This window comes from Limnobaculum allomyrinae, from assembly GCF_016649425.1.
Taxonomy (GTDB): Bacteria; Pseudomonadota; Gammaproteobacteria; order Enterobacterales; family Enterobacteriaceae; genus Limnobaculum; species Limnobaculum allomyrinae.
In genome coordinates this window covers 270,969-286,805 of sequence record NZ_JADRCR010000003.1, presented here as the reverse complement: position 1 = coordinate 286,805, position 15,837 = coordinate 270,969, and the positions used below count along the sequence as shown (strand labels likewise).

The window sequence follows — 15,837 nt, the reverse complement described above, 5'->3', positions numbered from 1 at the left end:
ATTTTCGCTGCCCGATAATGGATAGGGGCGTTTTACGAGGTGTTTTATAAATTTATTTTAATAGTGTTGTTTTTATGATTTATTTGGTGTTATTTTTTATTAATGTAAATTATTTTGATGAGAAATTATTTTATTATTTATTGATTTTTATGTGATTTATTTTTTAATCTTTAAGTTTAATTAAATTTAAAATTTATTGAGATATAAATCATTAATTATTATCTATGTGTTGTTTATGTGATGAGTTTAATGTGGGTGTCTTTTAATGGATAGGTATACTTTTATTGGTAAATAACAAATTAAACTGTCTGATATTGGACAGTATATAAATCAATTTATAAAGAATTGGTGAAATAAATAGAGGTTTGTTGTCAATTTATAGTACAGCAAGATGATAATAATACTGAGTATCTCAAACAGTTAGGATCGGAGCAGGTGAAGGGTAAGTAATACCAGGAAACATATGCGCTTCCTGGTATTACTTAATGGCTAAAACGGTTAATGAGCCTGATTAGCCGGAGGGGAGGATGCTTTCGTTTGGTTTTCTTCACCGGTAGCCTCATGAGCTTTCTGATAGGCTGTCAGAAACACGTTGAAGAATCCATTTGTTGGATACCATTTATCATCCTTTTTGATGACTGGCATATCTATATGTAATTCCAGCTCTTTATTCTTATTTTCGTCATCGAGTAGCCGACCAGTCAAACCATCGTTATAGCCAACGGAAAGTGAGCATATATAGTAGGGGTCTTTAGTTACCTGACATTCACCAAGGGGCTTGATCCATGTTACTTTTTCCGGCATGGAGACCATATATTGACTGGTTTTACCCCCGCTAATAATTTTATCTAACTGCATAAGACCTGCCAGAAAAGCGATTTTTATGTTCTGCTCTTTTTCATGCAACATATTGTAATAGGCATTTTCGCCGTTCACTTTTCTTATGATTCTGGCGCTATCTTCAATGTTAACCGTGAAATCGTCTTTACTGGTTGGTGCTATCTGATAGCTAAATTCTTCGATAATATCAGTAGCTGTTTTATCTTTGCCTGTTGCTTTGTAAGTTACTGACGCAGTACAACTATGCACGCGAGACTCGTCATCATAAGCCGTTTGGCTCATCCCGGTGAGTGAATTCAGTCGATAAATAATTGGCTTACCTAAAATTTTCTGGAGTCTGTTGTGATTGGGTGGTGATTTTGCATCATCAATAGCATTAAAGCTTTGATTTAACTGTTGAGCGATTTTTATATTATTGCATTCCGGTGCAGAAGACGGCATGAGGTAAGCGATCAATATTGCAGCTGCAACCCCAAGAATCAGTAACTTTTTAAGGCATCCTCCGTTGCTTTTTTTAACGGTAACCGGTGCCGGTGTTATTGACGGTGGTAGTTTGACCGTACTTTTAGGAGGAGCGATATATTGTTTGGGTTTAGGTGATTTCTTCTTTTTCTTTTGTGGTGCGTTAGTTGGTGATTTCTTTACCAGTTCGCGCTTTTCAAGCCACGCCAGTAACTCATCACTGTCTTTAAAATGAATATCGGGATATTGGGAAAGTGCCGTCTTGGCTTTTTTTATCGTGCGTTCATTAATAATGCCGGAATAGTACAACAGCATTAGCATCTCCAGCACATCACTATCGGCAGACGATATTTCGTCGTGTTCGATATTTAGTGATTCTGGCTGCCAATCGTTATTATTTCCTGATCCTGTTGGGATTTCTTCAATGACTATTTCGGCGTTAGATACGATCTCTTCAGGGACAATTTGTTCAGAAATATCCTCTGACTGCCTTTCGTCAACGGTATCTTGTTCAGGGATATCTTCAGTCAGGCTTTCTTCAATGGAGTCTTGTTCAGACGTATCTTCAGTCAGGCTTTCGTCAACGGTATCTTGTTCAGACGTATCTTCAGTCAGGCTTTCGTCAACGGCATCTTGTTCAGGGATATCTTCAGTCAGGTTTTCGTCAACGGTATCTTGTTCAGGGATATCTTCAGTCAGGCTTTCGTCAACGGCATCTTGTTCAGGCGTATCTTCAGTCAGGCTTTCGTCAACGGTATCTTGTTCAGGCGTATCTTCAGTCAGGCTTTCGTCAACGGCATCTTGTTCAGGCGTATCTTCAGTCAGGCTTTCTTCAATGGAATCTTGTTCAGGCGTATCTTCAGTCAGGTTCTCTTCAACGGAGTCTTGTTCAGCGGGCACTTTTTCACTGCTGATTTCGTTACTGGAAGGCTCAGGGCTAACATTCTCATTAATGTTTTGGGTTACTTGCTCTATAGCAGCTTCATTTGTTACCGGGCGTTCGCTGATAATGCGATTTTCCAGTAGCCAGTCAATAGCACCATCCTGAGAGTCAAAGCTAACATTGGAGATAAACTGCAGGTAAAGTTTTGCCCGACTTAGTTGGTCTTCTGTGATCAGGTTTTGTTCATACAGTCGGGTAAGTAACTCCGTCCGTTGAGTGTTATCTGACATTTCTGATTTTTCCTGTAATTTTTATTCGTTTTCTGACCAGTAAGGCTACTCATCATATCCATGAAAGCTGGAAATAGTCATGGTGACATCACTTTTCACATCGTTACCGGGTTTCAGTTGGTAAGAAATAGACTCCCCATCGGAAGGCACAATACGCATGTTGCACAGGCGGAAAGCATTAGGCTTATTGGTCTGAATAATTTTTCCTGCTGAAAGTTGAGGCACTTTGTCATAAGGATGCTTCTCCTGATAATGTTTTGTTAGCGCCCTTAAAACGCTCTGCACAATCATTGGGTGATCGCAATTTGCTGCGACGACTACGCGTTCTGAGGTGGGTACAGTGGATTGCTCAGAGTGGACTGATGGGGTTGCTGACGCAGGAGGGATATCAGCGACTGGTAATGGAGCAACAGCTTCAGAACTCTGCGGTACAGAGGTAGAGTTACCCATGTGACTGCATTTATTTACCCAGCTAATAAATACGAAAAATATAATAAATGGCAGCAGCTTACTTTTTATAAATCCGCTCTTTTTCTTTGGCTGGTTGATTGATCCTGGCGGCGCCTGTTGAACCACTACGGGTTTATCGGCTTCTTGCTGAATGGAGCGCAGAGCTGCTGAATGGTCAGCTTGTTCTTGCGCGATCCCTTGTTCTACCAGCCATAAGAAAAGGTGGTAGGAGGTATTAAATTTGAGATTATTACGACTTAAAAGTAGTGCTCGTGCATCAACAAACTGTTGATCATTAATAAAATTGATATTGTGAAGCTGAGTCAATAAATCGACATGTTGCTGCTGCTGGGGACTAATACGATTTTCAGCTTGAGTAACTGTGGCTGATGAATTTGTCGGTGGGGGCGTTATTTCTGCGGGCTTCTCTTCCGGTGGCGTACCAATAATTTTATTATTTAATAGCCAGGTAATGGCACTGGATTCACTGTCAAAGCTGTTAGTGGTTCCGGACAACAGGCAGGCGATGGCTTTTCGTCTTTCCTGCTCGGTAATCACGTTTTGATTGGTGAGATCTGTCAGTAGCGCGATTTGTTCATCGGTGGAGAGTGCCATAATTAAGCTGAATATTCCCTGTCTGTTTTCCTGATAGTTCGTTATAGCATTTTTAACTTACTTTGGTGTAGTGAATCCCACTAACTCTGGCAATTCCATGGGGCTGAGGATGCATTTTTCACTGTCTGCCAGCCAGCTTTTAATAGGCTGAGTGGCTAAATTAGTGCTGATAGCCCAGGCAATATCCTGATGGCGACAGGTAACGCAAAACAGCTCGGGTTGGAAGTCGGCAAATAAGGTTTTTTGTTGCGGCTTAATCTGAATTTGCTTCATCTGCCACACGCCTTTGGCTGAAAGTTTTAATACCGATTCCCTCAGTGTCCAGAGTTGCCAAAAACTGTCGGTTTGTTCTGACTCCGGTAAATTTTTTAGCCACTGGTATTCATCATCACTGAAGCTATATTGCGCTAACTCCATCAGCTTTCTTCTGGGGCGAATATGCTCTACATCCAACCCGATCCGGCCACTTTGTGCCACTGCCACCATAATATATTCACCGCTATGGCTAATATTAAAATCAGGCAATTGAGTATCGGTAAAAACAGGGCGTCCATTATCAGACGTAACGATATCAGGGAGTTCCTGGCAGCTAAACTGATGAAACATCAATTCAGCCAACAGCCAGCGGCCAGAAATATACTGTTGGCGACGTTTAGGATTAAACCGTTCCCCTTGCCGCTGTATAGATAGCGGAAGCCGCGATTGCAGTGTCGGTAACCATTCCTCATTCGGCAGGCGCAGCGTGGCGACGGTAATGTGGGCAGGGGGTAGACTCATAATATCATCACCAGCGTTTGATAATCAGTGAGGTATTAATGCCACCGAACGCAAAGTTATTAGATTGAATATATTGAGCATTAATATATCGACCATCATCAACGATATAGTCCAATTTGCCACACTCCGGATCGGGGGTTTCCAGATTAATGGTAGGTGAAAACCATCCCTCCTGCATCATCTCAATAGATAACCAGGCCTCAAGAGCTCCACAGGCGCCCAGTGTATGACCAAAATAGCTTTTCAGCGAAGATATTGGTGTGCGATTGCCAAAAATGGCTTCTGTTGCCAGGCTTTCTGCCACATCGCCGCGCTCGGTTGCGGTACCATGCGCAGAAATATAATCGATATCTTCAGGTGATAAATTAGCGGATTTTAGCGCCTGTTCGATGCAAATTTGCATCGTTTCTTTGCGTGGTTGCGTAATATGTGATGCATCGCAGTTAGTGGCAAAACCGACAATTTCAGCATAAATTTTTGCTCCACGCGCCAGAGCGTGTTCCATCTCTTCTAAAATCAGAGTACCGGCCCCTTCGCCAATGACCAGACCGTCACGCTGCGTATCAAAAGGGCGTGGAGACATTTTTGGGCTGTCATTCATCTGGCTGGTTGCAAACAGGGTATCAAAAACCGCCGCTTCCGAAGGACAGAGCTCTTCTGCACCACCGGCTACCATAACGGTTTGATAACCATGACGAATAGCTTCATAAGCGTAACCAATAGCCTGACTGCCAGAAGTACAGGCGCTGGAGGTTGGGATCACCCGACCACGCAAGCCGAAAAACAGGCCAGTATTCACTGCCGCAGTATGAGGCATCATTTGTACGTAGGTGGTAGCGGTAATGCTATAAACGTTTTTATCATTTAGCATGGTGCCAAATTCACCAACCTGCTTGGTACTGCCGGTTGAAGAGCCATAAGCAATACCGGTATCACCATTGTTTAACACCTCATGGCCTAATAAACCGGACTGCTCTAATGCCAGCTCTGTTGCCCGGGTGGCTAAAAGGGAAACCCTTCCCATTGAGCGGATCTTTTTACGCGTATAGTGTTCAGGGAGTGTGAAGTCATTAACCGGTGCACCGAGCAGCGTGTTAAGCCCTTCGAACTCTTGCCATTCCGGCATAAACTGCACGGCATTTTTTTTCTGTTTCAAATGATGGGAGATAGTCTGCCAGTCATTGCCTAATGCGGTTACGCCACCCATACCTGTGATGACAACTCTGCGCGTCATACCATACCTCCATTTATTGATATCACCTGACGCGTAACATAAGCCGCAATGTCAGACATTAAATAACTGGCCAGTCCGGCCACTTCATCACTGTTTCCCATACGTTTGAGTGGGATCATACGCATGGCTTCATCGAGAGCCGCCGGTTCCATATCAAGAATACCGGTATCAATCAGCCCGGGCGCAATACAATTAACGGTGATTTTTCGTTTTGCTAATTCCAGTGCCAGCGCTTTGGTAGCACCAATAATACCCGCTTTGGCCGCGCTGTAGTTTACCTGACCGCGGTTTCCCGTAATGCCTGAAACGGAAGACAGAGTAATAATGCGTCCACCCTGACGTAAACCTATCATCGGCATAACGCAGGGATGAATCACGTTATAGAAGCTATCCAGATTGGTATGAATGACGCCATCCCAGTCGGTTTCTGTTAATGCGGGAAACGCACCATCCCGAATGATACCGGCATTATTCACCACACCATAATAGGCACCGTGCTGTTCAATATCTTGTTCAATTAATTGACGGCATTGTTCACGGTTGCTGATATCAAAACAGATTAAGCGACCACAACCACCCGCAGAAGTGATTTGCTGTAGCGTTTGCTCTGCTCCCGCTTTATCACTCAGGTAGTGAACCACAATAGTGAATCCGTCCTGCGCCAGACGGCAGGCAATGGCTTGCCCAATTCCTTTACTTGCGCCGGTGACTAAAACAGAACGCATCATGCGGTTGGTTCCTCTGAAGTGGGTGGTTGTATAAGTTGTGCTAATTCCCGATCGTCAGGTTGGTAGACATTCAGTCTGGCCTGAGTTATCCGTTCGCCATTTATTTCCAGATAGCAGTCAAAGCTGGCAAGTTTGTCATCCTGTAATTGTCGGGTGACGTATACGCGTAATACGCTGTCGTGTGGATATTCATGAAGCGTTGATTTGAGCCCGCGAGCGCCAAGTAACATACCTAAACGTGGCGTTTCGTTCTTTCTCATGCCGTGGCATCCGCGCCAAACGCCTATGGCTTGCGCCATCATTTCAATAGCAAACCAGGCGGGCAGAGCTTTATGTTCGTTCAGAAACGGAGAAAGTATACCTTCGGTGCTGACGTTTACTTCACAAATAGCATGGTCATTATCGACGGTACAAACCTTTTCCAGAAACACCATCGGTGATTCATGAGGTAAGTAATATGCTGCAGGTTGAAACTCCATCATCCAACATCTCCCAAAAGTACACAGGCGTTATTTCCGCCAAAAGCAAATGAGTTTGAAATAATTGTTCTATTAGTTATTTTTTGTGGCGAGGTAATCAAATTAATATCAGCAAGCGTGCTGTCTTTTGCTGATGTTGAAAAGTTCTGAATGGGTAAATTGAGATCTCTGGTCAAAATTAACCAACTGAGGATCGCCTCAGTAATGCCTGCTGCACCAAGGGTATGTCCGGTAAGATGCTTGGTCGAGCTACAGGGGGTAGCATGACCAAAAAGCCGGTTAACCGCTTTACTTTCTGCGGCATCATTCAGCGGTGTTGCGGTACCATGTAAGTTAATATATCCAATTTGTTCCGGGATCATTCCTGCCTGCTCCAGAGCCATTCTCATGGCCTTTTCTGCCCCTTCACCTTCAGGGTGAGGTGCGGACATATGCCAGGCATCTGACGATTCACCCATGCCTAAAAGCGCTATCCGGGCGGGATTGCGGGTTAGCAGAACTAATCCGGCGCTTTCGCCAATATTAATACCGTTTCGCCCTTCCGCGAACGGCTGGCAGAGTTGGCTGGATATCGATTCCAGGCTGTTAAAGCCGTTAATTGCCATACGACACAGGCTATCAGCCCCACCAACCAGCGCAGCATCAGCCAGTCCGGCTTTTATTAATCGATAGCCGCTGATAATGGCACGCACGCTGGAGGAACAAGCGGTTGAAATCGTATAGGCAGGGCCATTTAACGACAGTAAGGCCGCCAGAAACTGAGCCGGATCTCCCAGCTCTTGCTGCTGGTAGTAATAGCTATCGGGAAGTTTTCCGTGAGCAAGCTGATGGGCAATGGCCATCTCGCCTTCATGTATGCCGGAGGTACTGGTTCCCATCACCACGGCGATACGATCTGAGCCAAACTGGTTAATAGCGGTATTCAGCTCCGGGCGTATTTGTTCAAGTGCGGCCATCAACAGGCGGTTGTTTCTGGAGTTATGCGGAGCCAGCTCTGCAGGAACTTCCGGTAATGGTGCACAAACTTCACCAACCCAGGTAGGGTTCTGGTTCAATAACCAGTCAGTAGAAAACTTAAGCCCGGATGTCCCCTGAGCCAGATTCTCGCTGATTTGTTCCAGCGAATGGCCTAATGCGTTCACCATTCCGGCGGCAGAAAAATAGATCATAATGAGGTATCCACATTTTGAATGCTGATCTGATAGCCAAAATGGTGCTGAGTGATCAGGATGGGTTCACGCCGATTATTCTCAGACAGATACTGAATTTCGCTGATGACATTGCCTTTGTTATCCGTAAGTATTCGCTGGTTTTGCTGGTCATTTAACTGCCATCCTTCTGGCAAATGCGCTTGCCAGTCAGCTATTGGCCAATAGCTCAACATAATATCGGCTAATACCTGCTCTGCCGGAGGAAGCTGAGGAAGACTAATAGACTGCTCGGTATGAATACCGGTTGCATCATAAGTCAGTTTAAATAGCCGAATACCTACCGGGGACAGCGCCGCCAGAGTGATCTTTTCCTGGTCAGCATCCAGTAATACCAGCATAGACTGGGATTTTCCCTCAACCGTAGCGGTCAACAGTTGCTGATAGTGCAGAGGAGAAGTCAGCGTTGGTGCAGGTAACGTGACTTTGGTGCCGCGCTTTAGCCAGGCTTGAGGATGGCTCTGATCCTGACTCAGTGAACAGCCGCTTAGCAGCAGTATCAGGCAAGTGGTAATAATCCCTGTTGTTATTTTCATGATATTTTCCCGGGGTTAATACGTTCTGGCAACGCCAGCGGTGAAAGAATAAATGCGGCAAAGATCCCGCCACTGAGTACCAGGCCAAAACCAGAAATAGCTTGAGTACCACTGACAGCCAGCAGACCAAAACTTAGTTCGGTGGTTAACGCGGCCAGCAAAATAGAGAGCATGGAGGTGGATGCTGTTCCTGCCGGATTACTGAAAAACAGCGTGTAATCAATGCCGATACCCAGCACCAGAATTAAGGCTAATAAAGAAAACAGATTTAGCGATTGTCCACTCAGGCTGAGCACTGCTAAAGCAATGCCTAATGATAATATGGTTGGAATAATACAGCGTAAACCCTGCCTGAGACCAAAACGCCACACAAACAACACGCCAATGATTAACACTGAAATACCAAGTAATGTGGTCAAATGCTGGCGATAAACAGAAAATAGCGTAGAGAACTCGGTATGTTTATCTACCCAGTGCGTACCACTATGGCTGCTGGCGATTTGTTTTAACGCCGCAGGATTAGTAACACCTTCTACTGGAACCAGAACAGCAGATTGACTATTATCCAGACTAAGCCATAGTAATCGCCAGCCTTCACTGGCTACACTATTAAGCCAATCCTGAGGTTTAATCGTTGTTTGTTCAAACAAGGGCTGTGTGGTGTTGATACCCGCCTGTTGTAGTCGATGGATGATTTCTGGTGCCTGTTGTTTGATTAAGGCAATATTCTTTTTCTGCTGCTGTTCGGATGGAAAAGGAAGCAATCGATATCCATTGAGCCAGCCGGACTGTTTTGCGGAGTCCAGTGCACTTTCTAATGATTCCAGTCGTTGTAAAGTCTGCTCCGGCGATTCGCCATAAACCATAAACCACTTCTGATCGCTGTGTTGTCCGGTGAGTGCGGCAATCTGGCGTTCTTGCTGTTGGAACTCAGGAGGAAGGGTTTGCAGTTTACGAATGTCGTCATCGGTTTTTAGATGAACCAAGCCAGCCACGCTAATCAATAAAGCAATCAAAGGGATGCCAATACGGAAGGCCTTACCGTTTTGCCAGTAGAAAAGCCAACGGTGGATAAAACCAAGGCGCAGGTTTTTACGCACCGGAAGACGGCGGGAAAGCCACGGATACCAGCAGATAACGGTTAAAAATGCTCCGGTTAGTCCGGCGGCGGCAAATATAGCCAACTGCTGTAAACCAGGGAACGGTGCGATAAATAGCAAAAGATAAGCAATCGAGCTGGAAATGACCGCCAGTAATAGCGCCGGGAAAAGCTTCTTCATACTGATGAGTGCCGATTCATCTTCACCATGCACCATACGTTCGGTTAAGTAATGCAGCGCATAATCAATAGAAATTCCCACTACGCTGGTACTCATCACCAGCGTCATTACATGCACTTCACCAAACAGAATAAATACCGCAACGCTTCCACTAATAGCACCAATAGTGAGTGATAACAGCGTAAGCCACAGTGGTTTTAGCGAACGGAAAACCAGCAGAATAAGAATAATGATGCCTAAGCCAGAAACGCTACCAATGGTGGAAATATCCTGTTGCGCTTGTTGGCTGGCATAGTCGCTATAAAACAGAGTCCCTCGTTGTAATACTTGGGTGCCTGGCCATTTTTGCTCAATCTGCTGTTTTAGCTGGTTCAGCTTTTCAACGGTCTGGCGAGCGCTTTGAATATCATAAGACGAAGTGCTTAATTCTCCGTGTAACAAATACCAGACTCTGCCCTGTGGATCTTTGCTGGTCAGCCAGCCGTTATTTAATTGCAGTGTTCGGTTATTTTGCTGCTGGGTCATTTGGGTTGAACGCATGGTCAGCAGCGGATCGTTATTCAGCTCTTTGGCGCTAATGCCGGAAAATGGCGAGTAAACCTGGCTCAGAATCCAGTCGGATTGGGATGATGCATCTCCAGCCAGACGTTGTCGGGTTGCGCTATCCAGCAGGGAATAACGATTATCAAAAAAGAATTTTCCCCATTGTTGCTGATGGTCAGGACTCATCTGGCCTGATGTACTGCTAAAGGCCGCCATTTGTTTTAACTGTTGTTGCCACCAAAGCGCCGGAGCCTGATCGTCGGGTTGTGGAGGGCTGATTAACCAGACTAACTGGCGGTCTAAACGCTGGTTAAATCCCTCTTCCAGTGCAGGAGGAATATTTTCAATATGTTCTTTAGGCAGCAGAGCCATAACGCTGCTGTTCAGGCGGCTGTTGGGTAAAACCACTAGCAACGCGATCAGCAATGCAATGACGCCAATTACCCAGGCGTATGCAATGCGGCGATGTATCTCAGGACGAAAAATGGCGTTTTTCATCTGGCGTTAGTGCTGTGGGGGTTGTGGTTTGGTCAAAAAATTGAATATGAGTGCTGTCGCCTTGCATATCATTAATTTGGATTTCATTCAGAAACTCGGCGCCATTCAGGGTAATTTGGCGAAATAACTTGTCGAGCGGTGTTGTGGTCGGCTGCAAGACTAACTGCCAGCGGCCTTTACCAAGATCGCTAAACTGCAAGTTGAAGTTTTGCTCCAGCGCGTTACGGTCCGCATGGAAAAGGGCGGTCAGGATAGAGTTAAAGCGAAACATTTGTGGATTGTTATCAGCAGTAATCACTTGAGATGGTTGACCAGCCATACGCTGTTCCATTCTGGTTTCGTTCATCATCAGAACCAGAGGAAAAGGTTTGGCTTGATTCCAGATTAAACCATGGGTTTGTGCAATCAGAACATTACCGCTGGATTTCAATGGTTGAGACATACCACTAATGGTGCGCTGTTGTTCAAATTGGGCGCGCAGAACGGGTTGATGGCTGAAACGCTGCTGTAAATCATCAAGGGTTACGGCTGACGCCATCTGACTTAACAGCAGAAAGGTGCCGGTAATCAATGAAACGAGTAACCAGAAAAAACGGCTCATGGCTGAACACCTAATTTATCAAACAGAACGGAAGGGCTGACGAAACACATTTCGCCATTCTGTTGATTAACTGCAACCTGAATGGTGTAGCCCTTGGTTAATTTTTTATCGCTGGCGGCATCAAGAATGAGGTAGTCAATGCGCAGGCGATTTTCATATTCTGTCAGGCGGGCATTGACCCGGATTTTCTGTTCAAAACAGGCGGGAGCAATGTATTTCACTCGGGTGTCAATAACCGGCCAGGCATAGCCGGAATCGCGCATTTGTCGATAGCCGTAATCAAACTGTTTTAGTAAGGCTTCCCGCGCTACTTCAAAATAGCGAAAGTAATTACCGTGCCAGACTACATGCATGGAGTCCACATCATGGAATGGTATTGTCAGTTCAATATCGACGGATAAGCGGGGATCGGAATTAAGATTCATGATTATCGCCTGGATCTTTTTCTGGTGCGTTTAACTGCCAGAATTGATAAAAGTTAAACCAGTCTAATGGTGATGTCAGACTGTAGTGTTCCAGCCGTTTCGCATAGCGTTCAACGGTTTCCTGAATCGCTTGCTGGCGGTTTTCTCTTGGCAGAACTAACGGGTTCGCAAATTTTTCAAAATGGATAGAGAATTGTCCTTCAGGTTTTAAACCAAACATTAAATATACCGGGCAGCGCAGCACAGAGGCTAAAATAAAAGGCCCCTGAGGAAAGGGAGCTGGCTTACCTAAAAAATCAGCCCAGACAATACGCTGTTCATTTTCCCGATGATATTGGCTGATGGGGGTTCGATCTCCTACGATAGCGACCCATTCTCCGGCATCCAGCTTTTGTTTTAGTAAAATAGCAACCTCTGGCCCCCAATGGCTAACCTGAATCAGATTGATATTGGACGCGGGATTAATCTCTTGCATCACCTGGTTAAAACGCTCTGCGTGCTGAGTGAACACCAGCGCATTAATTTTTAAATCAAAAGAGAGTTCTCCCAGGGCTCGGCAAACTTCTAAATCGCCCAAGTGTGAACCAAGGATCAGGGTGCCCTGTTGGGCAGCCATTTGGGTCATGCACTCATTTTTGTCCGGGAAATCGACCAGATCCAGCTTAATGTCACCTAACCAACAGGCCAGTTTGTCCAACATGGCTTCACCAAAACGCATAAAGTGGCGGTAGCTGTTGAGGTTAGGCGACAGAGGATGATTCTGTTGTGCTGCATATTTTTTTAGCTGGTGCAGATAATCTTCTGAAGCTTTGCGCTGTTGATTTCCTGTCAGCCAGTAAAAACCAATAACCGGATACAGCAGAAAATTAAATGCCCGCCGACCAAACAGGCGATAGGTTTTTACCATCAGACGAATACCCCACAAGCCTTTACGCTCGCTGGTGCGTGACCAGTGTGTTTCTGCTGTGAAATGTCGCATTATCAGTGACGGCATTCTGGGTAACATAGAAAGAAACAGCCGGGTGTGCATCCACGAAATTCGCAGGTTGTCGCGCCAGACATCAAAGTGAGACAGGCCATCCTCAGGATAAATGACTTTGGTTGGAATAAAACGGGATTGAGTGCCTTGCCAGTAAAGCCGCACCATGATTTCGGTATCAAAATCCATCCGCTGCCCAAGGGTGACTTTATCCGCCAACGTCAGAACAACATCCACCGGGTAGGCACGAAAGCCGCACATGCTATCGCGAATAGACAGCGAGAGTGTTTCAATCCACACCCAAACGTGAGTAATGTAGCGGGAGTAAAGTCGGGACTTAGGTACGCTGTCATCGTAAACAGGCTGGCCGGAAATCAGTTGGTCAGGATACTGTTGTGCTTCAGATAGCAATCGGGGAATGTCTTCCAGATGATGTTGTCCATCAGCATCGATTTGTATGCCGTGGCTGTATCCCTGACGCTGTGCTTCTCTTAACGCGCTGAGTACGGCACCGCCTTTTCCTTTGTTGTGTGAGTGTCGAACCAGCGTGACCCAATCATGTTGTTGGCTGAGCCTGTCCAACTCATCGGCGGTTTCTTTTTGGCTGCCATCGTCAACAACAATGCAGTGCAGCTGAAAAGGTTCAAGCTGCTGTAAGGTAGCCGCCATGGTTTTGCCATGGTTATAGCAAGGAATGATCAGGCAAGGGGTGAACGTTTTCCCTGATGGCGTTACTGACATAAATTAATCCTGCCGCTGCTGGCAACCGTTTCACCACAGCAATATTGGAAATTAAGCCGGGATTTTGTTTCATCCCAGCTAAGAGTCAGGGTAATGTTTTCACCGGGAAAGAGCGGGCGCTGAAACTTCACCACATCAATAGCGCTAAATACCGGAGAAAATGGGAAAACCTCAGCGCCGTAATGTATCGCCCAGTGAATTTGAGTCACACCAGGTAATATTGATTGTTCAGGGAAGTGTCCTTTGAACCAGAATAGTTCTGGCTGGAGTTTCAAATGGAGCGTAACACTTCCGTCATCAGCGATTTGACGGGCGTTTTCCTGTGGCAACTTCATAAAAACAGTTCCTGTAATTCACTGTAGGCGCGCTTGCCCTGAGTATTCAGTGGAATAGTTTTCACTATTCGCCAGCGTTTGGGTAGCGCAACCGGTTCAAGCCATTCTCTTAATTGTTGACGCAAATGGCGGGTCAGGACGATCTCACCCTGCTGATAATATTGTTCACCTGCTTCCGTTAGTACAATAATGGCTGCCAGAATCGTTCGGCTCCCCTGAGTCAGTGGAATAATGGCGACATCACTGATTTCATTTAGCGAAAGCAGGCGCTGTTCCACGCCGGTAAGGGAAAGACGCTTCTCTTCAATCTTAATGATTTTATCTTTACGCCCTAACAGGTGAAATCCATGGTCATCAATGCGGATGATATCGTAAATAGTGCTACCGGAATCATCTTCAAACAGCGGTGATGTAACTTGAATGGTATCGTCCTGAAGTTGGCCAATATCGATACCATCAAAAGCTTGCCATGGCTGCTCGGCATGTCGTTGAGTGCGATGGGCAATGATACCGGTTTCACTGGTGCCGTAAATCTCCACTGGTAAAACCCCCAGACACTGCTGTACGCGCAGAGCTTCTTCCTGATTTAGCGGCCCTCCGGCGGAGAATACCATGGAGCAGTTTAACGGCAACAGACTGCAATCCAGCCGTTTCAGGTAGGCAGGGCTGGCGACTAACGTAAGTGGTGTGGCCGTGAGCGGCTGTAGTTGCTCGTGATACTCTATTGCCTGCGCGTTAAAGGGTAATCCTAACGCAAGAGGCAAAAGAATACGGAAAGTTAAACCATAAAGGTGCTGATGGGAAACCGTTGCTGCTACCTGAGTATTGGTCAGTTGTTTTGCGCAGTAGCGTGCCAGAATTTCACTCTCTTCCTCCAGAAGCCTGACCGGTTTAGACACGGCTTTCGGCTGCCCGGTTGAGCCAGAGGTAAACAGAATGATTTCGGCTTGCGTTGGCCAGTCAGGAAGATTGGAATCGGGTGAGTTTTTTTCTGATGCTGCTGTTGATATCTGAATTGTTGGGCAAGCTATCTGTAGCGGCAGATCGGTCAGTAATGCATCAAAAGCGCCTTGTTGCTGCTGTTCCTGCAACTGGGCTTGACGCAAATGTCCTGGCACGACAGGGGTTTTATTACTGTAGATTAAAGCGATCAAGGCGGCAGAAAAGAGATAGCTATCATTAAAACAGATGGCCCAGCGTTTTTCTGGCAAGGATTGCAACTGTTGAATTAGTGAGGTAACCCGATGGCGAAAGTCAGATAACGTGAGCGGCAGATCGCCGCGCCAGGCTATCAGCGTATTATCGGGACGTTGAGTGCTTAAGGTGTCTCGCAGGCGTAATGTTATGCGTGACGCAGCATTTTTCTGATTATCCATTCTGCACTCATTAACAATCCCATTAAAACATAACTGATAGCGCCATTGTACAGGGTCCATAACTTGATATCGCCGTACAAACAGGTAAAGAGCGCTATGCTTCCGTTCAAGATGAAAAACAGACACCAAACCTGAGTCACTTTTCGCGTATAGCGTACACCCTCAGGAGGGAGGTCAGGTTCGGTTAACCTTGCCAGTCGTTCAACGATGGTCGGTGGACTGAACAGCGAATGACCAAACAAAGCCAGTAACAGAATGCTAACTACCACCGGGTAGTAAAGTAACCAATGATTTTGCTTCAACAGCCAGCTGGCAAGGGCTAATGCTATGCCCAGTAACGCAAATGCCTTCATTAGCCAGGAGAGCTGTCGAATTTTCCCTCGAGCTAAGATTAAACGGCTGGCAAAAAGGATTATCAAAGCGGGAGCCAATACTGATGACCCCCAATAAGTTAAACCAAAATAGACAGCAAACGGATAACCGATAACGGCCAGCGCGGTTATTCCCTGAATAATTATTGAGGGGGAAAACCGGGATGGCTTGTCGCTATTCATCAA

15 protein-coding genes are annotated in these 15,837 nt (G+C 45.9%); all 15 read right to left on the bottom strand.

Going from position 1 to position 15,837, the window contains the following annotated elements; all coding sequences use genetic code 11:
* Positions 1 to 498: 498 nt before the first annotated feature.
* Genes I2494_RS08630 through I2494_RS08560 form a run of 15 tightly spaced genes read right to left on the bottom strand, consistent with a single transcriptional unit; the run spans position 499 to position 15,834 of the window.
* Positions 499 to 2,475: a hypothetical protein gene (locus I2494_RS08630; protein WP_218468297.1), complete on the bottom strand. Its 1,977-nt coding sequence runs from the start codon at positions 2,473 to 2,475 to the stop codon at positions 499 to 501.
* Between the two features lie 45 nt (positions 2,476 to 2,520).
* Positions 2,521 to 3,540: a hypothetical protein gene (locus tag I2494_RS08625; RefSeq protein WP_218468296.1), complete on the bottom strand. Its 1,020-nt coding sequence runs from the start codon at positions 3,538 to 3,540 to the stop codon at positions 2,521 to 2,523.
* Between the two features lie 57 nt (positions 3,541 to 3,597).
* Complete coding sequence (locus I2494_RS08620; protein WP_218468295.1) at positions 3,598 to 4,317, bottom strand: 4'-phosphopantetheinyl transferase family protein; 720 nt, start codon at positions 4,315 to 4,317, stop codon at positions 3,598 to 3,600.
* Positions 4,318 to 4,324: 7 nt separating this feature from the next.
* Entirely contained in the window at positions 4,325 to 5,551 is a 1,227-nt protein-coding gene (locus I2494_RS08615) for a beta-ketoacyl-ACP synthase (RefSeq protein WP_218468294.1), read from the bottom strand.
* Positions 5,548 to 6,279 (bottom strand): 3-ketoacyl-ACP reductase FabG2, encoded by a 732-nt coding sequence (locus I2494_RS08610; RefSeq protein WP_218468293.1) that lies wholly within the window; start codon positions 6,277 to 6,279, stop codon positions 5,548 to 5,550. The genes I2494_RS08615 and I2494_RS08610 overlap by 4 nt, the downstream gene beginning before the upstream one ends.
* Positions 6,276 to 6,761 (bottom strand): ApeP family dehydratase, encoded by a 486-nt coding sequence (locus I2494_RS08605; RefSeq protein ID WP_218468292.1) that lies wholly within the window; start codon positions 6,759 to 6,761, stop codon positions 6,276 to 6,278. The genes I2494_RS08610 and I2494_RS08605 overlap by 4 nt, the downstream gene beginning before the upstream one ends.
* Positions 6,758 to 7,927: a beta-ketoacyl-[acyl-carrier-protein] synthase family protein gene (locus tag I2494_RS08600; protein WP_218468291.1), complete on the bottom strand. Its 1,170-nt coding sequence runs from the start codon at positions 7,925 to 7,927 to the stop codon at positions 6,758 to 6,760. The genes I2494_RS08605 and I2494_RS08600 overlap by 4 nt, the downstream gene beginning before the upstream one ends.
* Positions 7,924 to 8,502 carry a DUF3261 domain-containing protein gene (locus tag I2494_RS08595; protein WP_218468290.1) on the bottom strand — a complete coding sequence of 193 codons (579 nt, stop codon included), beginning with the start codon at positions 8,500 to 8,502 and terminating at the stop codon, positions 7,924 to 7,926. The genes I2494_RS08600 and I2494_RS08595 overlap by 4 nt, the downstream gene beginning before the upstream one ends.
* Positions 8,499 to 10,823, bottom strand: a complete 2,325-nt coding sequence (locus tag I2494_RS08590; protein WP_218468289.1) for an MMPL family transporter — start codon at positions 10,821 to 10,823, stop codon at positions 8,499 to 8,501. Before I2494_RS08590 ends, I2494_RS08595 begins: the two co-directional genes overlap by 4 nt.
* Positions 10,798 to 11,424 (bottom strand): LolA family protein, encoded by a 627-nt coding sequence (locus tag I2494_RS08585; RefSeq protein ID WP_218468288.1) that lies wholly within the window; start codon positions 11,422 to 11,424, stop codon positions 10,798 to 10,800. The genes I2494_RS08590 and I2494_RS08585 overlap by 26 nt, the downstream gene beginning before the upstream one ends.
* Positions 11,421 to 11,849, bottom strand: a complete 429-nt coding sequence (locus I2494_RS08580) for an acyl-CoA thioesterase (RefSeq protein ID WP_218468287.1) — start codon at positions 11,847 to 11,849, stop codon at positions 11,421 to 11,423. The genes I2494_RS08585 and I2494_RS08580 overlap by 4 nt, the downstream gene beginning before the upstream one ends.
* Positions 11,839 to 13,569 carry a glycosyltransferase family 2 protein gene (locus I2494_RS08575; protein ID WP_218468286.1) on the bottom strand — a complete coding sequence of 577 codons (1,731 nt, stop codon included), beginning with the start codon at positions 13,567 to 13,569 and terminating at the stop codon, positions 11,839 to 11,841. Before I2494_RS08575 ends, I2494_RS08580 begins: the two co-directional genes overlap by 11 nt.
* Positions 13,560 to 13,904 carry an ApeI family dehydratase gene (locus tag I2494_RS08570; protein ID WP_218468285.1) on the bottom strand — a complete coding sequence of 115 codons (345 nt, stop codon included), beginning with the start codon at positions 13,902 to 13,904 and terminating at the stop codon, positions 13,560 to 13,562. The genes I2494_RS08575 and I2494_RS08570 overlap by 10 nt, the downstream gene beginning before the upstream one ends.
* Entirely contained in the window at positions 13,901 to 15,280 is a 1,380-nt protein-coding gene (locus I2494_RS08565) for an AMP-binding protein (protein ID WP_218468284.1), read from the bottom strand. Before I2494_RS08565 ends, I2494_RS08570 begins: the two co-directional genes overlap by 4 nt.
* Positions 15,247 to 15,834 (bottom strand): COG4648 family protein, encoded by a 588-nt coding sequence (locus I2494_RS08560; RefSeq protein WP_218468283.1) that lies wholly within the window; start codon positions 15,832 to 15,834, stop codon positions 15,247 to 15,249. The genes I2494_RS08565 and I2494_RS08560 overlap by 34 nt, the downstream gene beginning before the upstream one ends.
* Positions 15,835 to 15,837 lie beyond the last annotated feature (3 nt).

What these genes read in the sequence shown, in the direction of transcription:
- I2494_RS08630 (WP_218468297.1), bottom strand. Translation starts at nt 2,475, where the DNA reads ATGTCAGATAACACTCAACGGACGGAGTTACTTACCCGACTGTATGAA.
- I2494_RS08625 (WP_218468296.1), bottom strand. Translation starts at nt 3,540, where the DNA reads ATGGCACTCTCCACCGATGAACAAATCGCGCTACTGACAGATCTCACC.
- I2494_RS08620 (WP_218468295.1), bottom strand. Translation starts at nt 4,317, where the DNA reads ATGAGTCTACCCCCTGCCCACATTACCGTCGCCACGCTGCGCCTGCCG.
- I2494_RS08615 (WP_218468294.1), bottom strand. Translation starts at nt 5,551, where the DNA reads ATGACGCGCAGAGTTGTCATCACAGGTATGGGTGGCGTAACCGCATTA.
- I2494_RS08610 (WP_218468293.1), bottom strand. Translation starts at nt 6,279, where the DNA reads ATGATGCGTTCTGTTTTAGTCACCGGCGCAAGTAAAGGAATTGGGCAA.
- I2494_RS08605 (WP_218468292.1), bottom strand. Translation starts at nt 6,761, where the DNA reads ATGATGGAGTTTCAACCTGCAGCATATTACTTACCTCATGAATCACCG.
- I2494_RS08600 (WP_218468291.1), bottom strand. Translation starts at nt 7,927, where the DNA reads ATGATCTATTTTTCTGCCGCCGGAATGGTGAACGCATTAGGCCATTCG.
- I2494_RS08595 (WP_218468290.1), bottom strand. Translation starts at nt 8,502, where the DNA reads ATGAAAATAACAACAGGGATTATTACCACTTGCCTGATACTGCTGCTA.
- I2494_RS08590 (WP_218468289.1), bottom strand. Translation starts at nt 10,823, where the DNA reads ATGAAAAACGCCATTTTTCGTCCTGAGATACATCGCCGCATTGCATAC.
- I2494_RS08585 (WP_218468288.1), bottom strand. Translation starts at nt 11,424, where the DNA reads ATGAGCCGTTTTTTCTGGTTACTCGTTTCATTGATTACCGGCACCTTT.
- I2494_RS08580 (WP_218468287.1), bottom strand. Translation starts at nt 11,849, where the DNA reads ATGAATCTTAATTCCGATCCCCGCTTATCCGTCGATATTGAACTGACA.
- I2494_RS08575 (WP_218468286.1), bottom strand. Translation starts at nt 13,569, where the DNA reads ATGTCAGTAACGCCATCAGGGAAAACGTTCACCCCTTGCCTGATCATT.
- I2494_RS08570 (WP_218468285.1), bottom strand. Translation starts at nt 13,904, where the DNA reads ATGAAGTTGCCACAGGAAAACGCCCGTCAAATCGCTGATGACGGAAGT.
- I2494_RS08565 (WP_218468284.1), bottom strand. Translation starts at nt 15,280, where the DNA reads ATGGATAATCAGAAAAATGCTGCGTCACGCATAACATTACGCCTGCGA.
- I2494_RS08560 (WP_218468283.1), bottom strand. Translation starts at nt 15,834, where the DNA reads ATGAATAGCGACAAGCCATCCCGGTTTTCCCCCTCAATAATTATTCAG.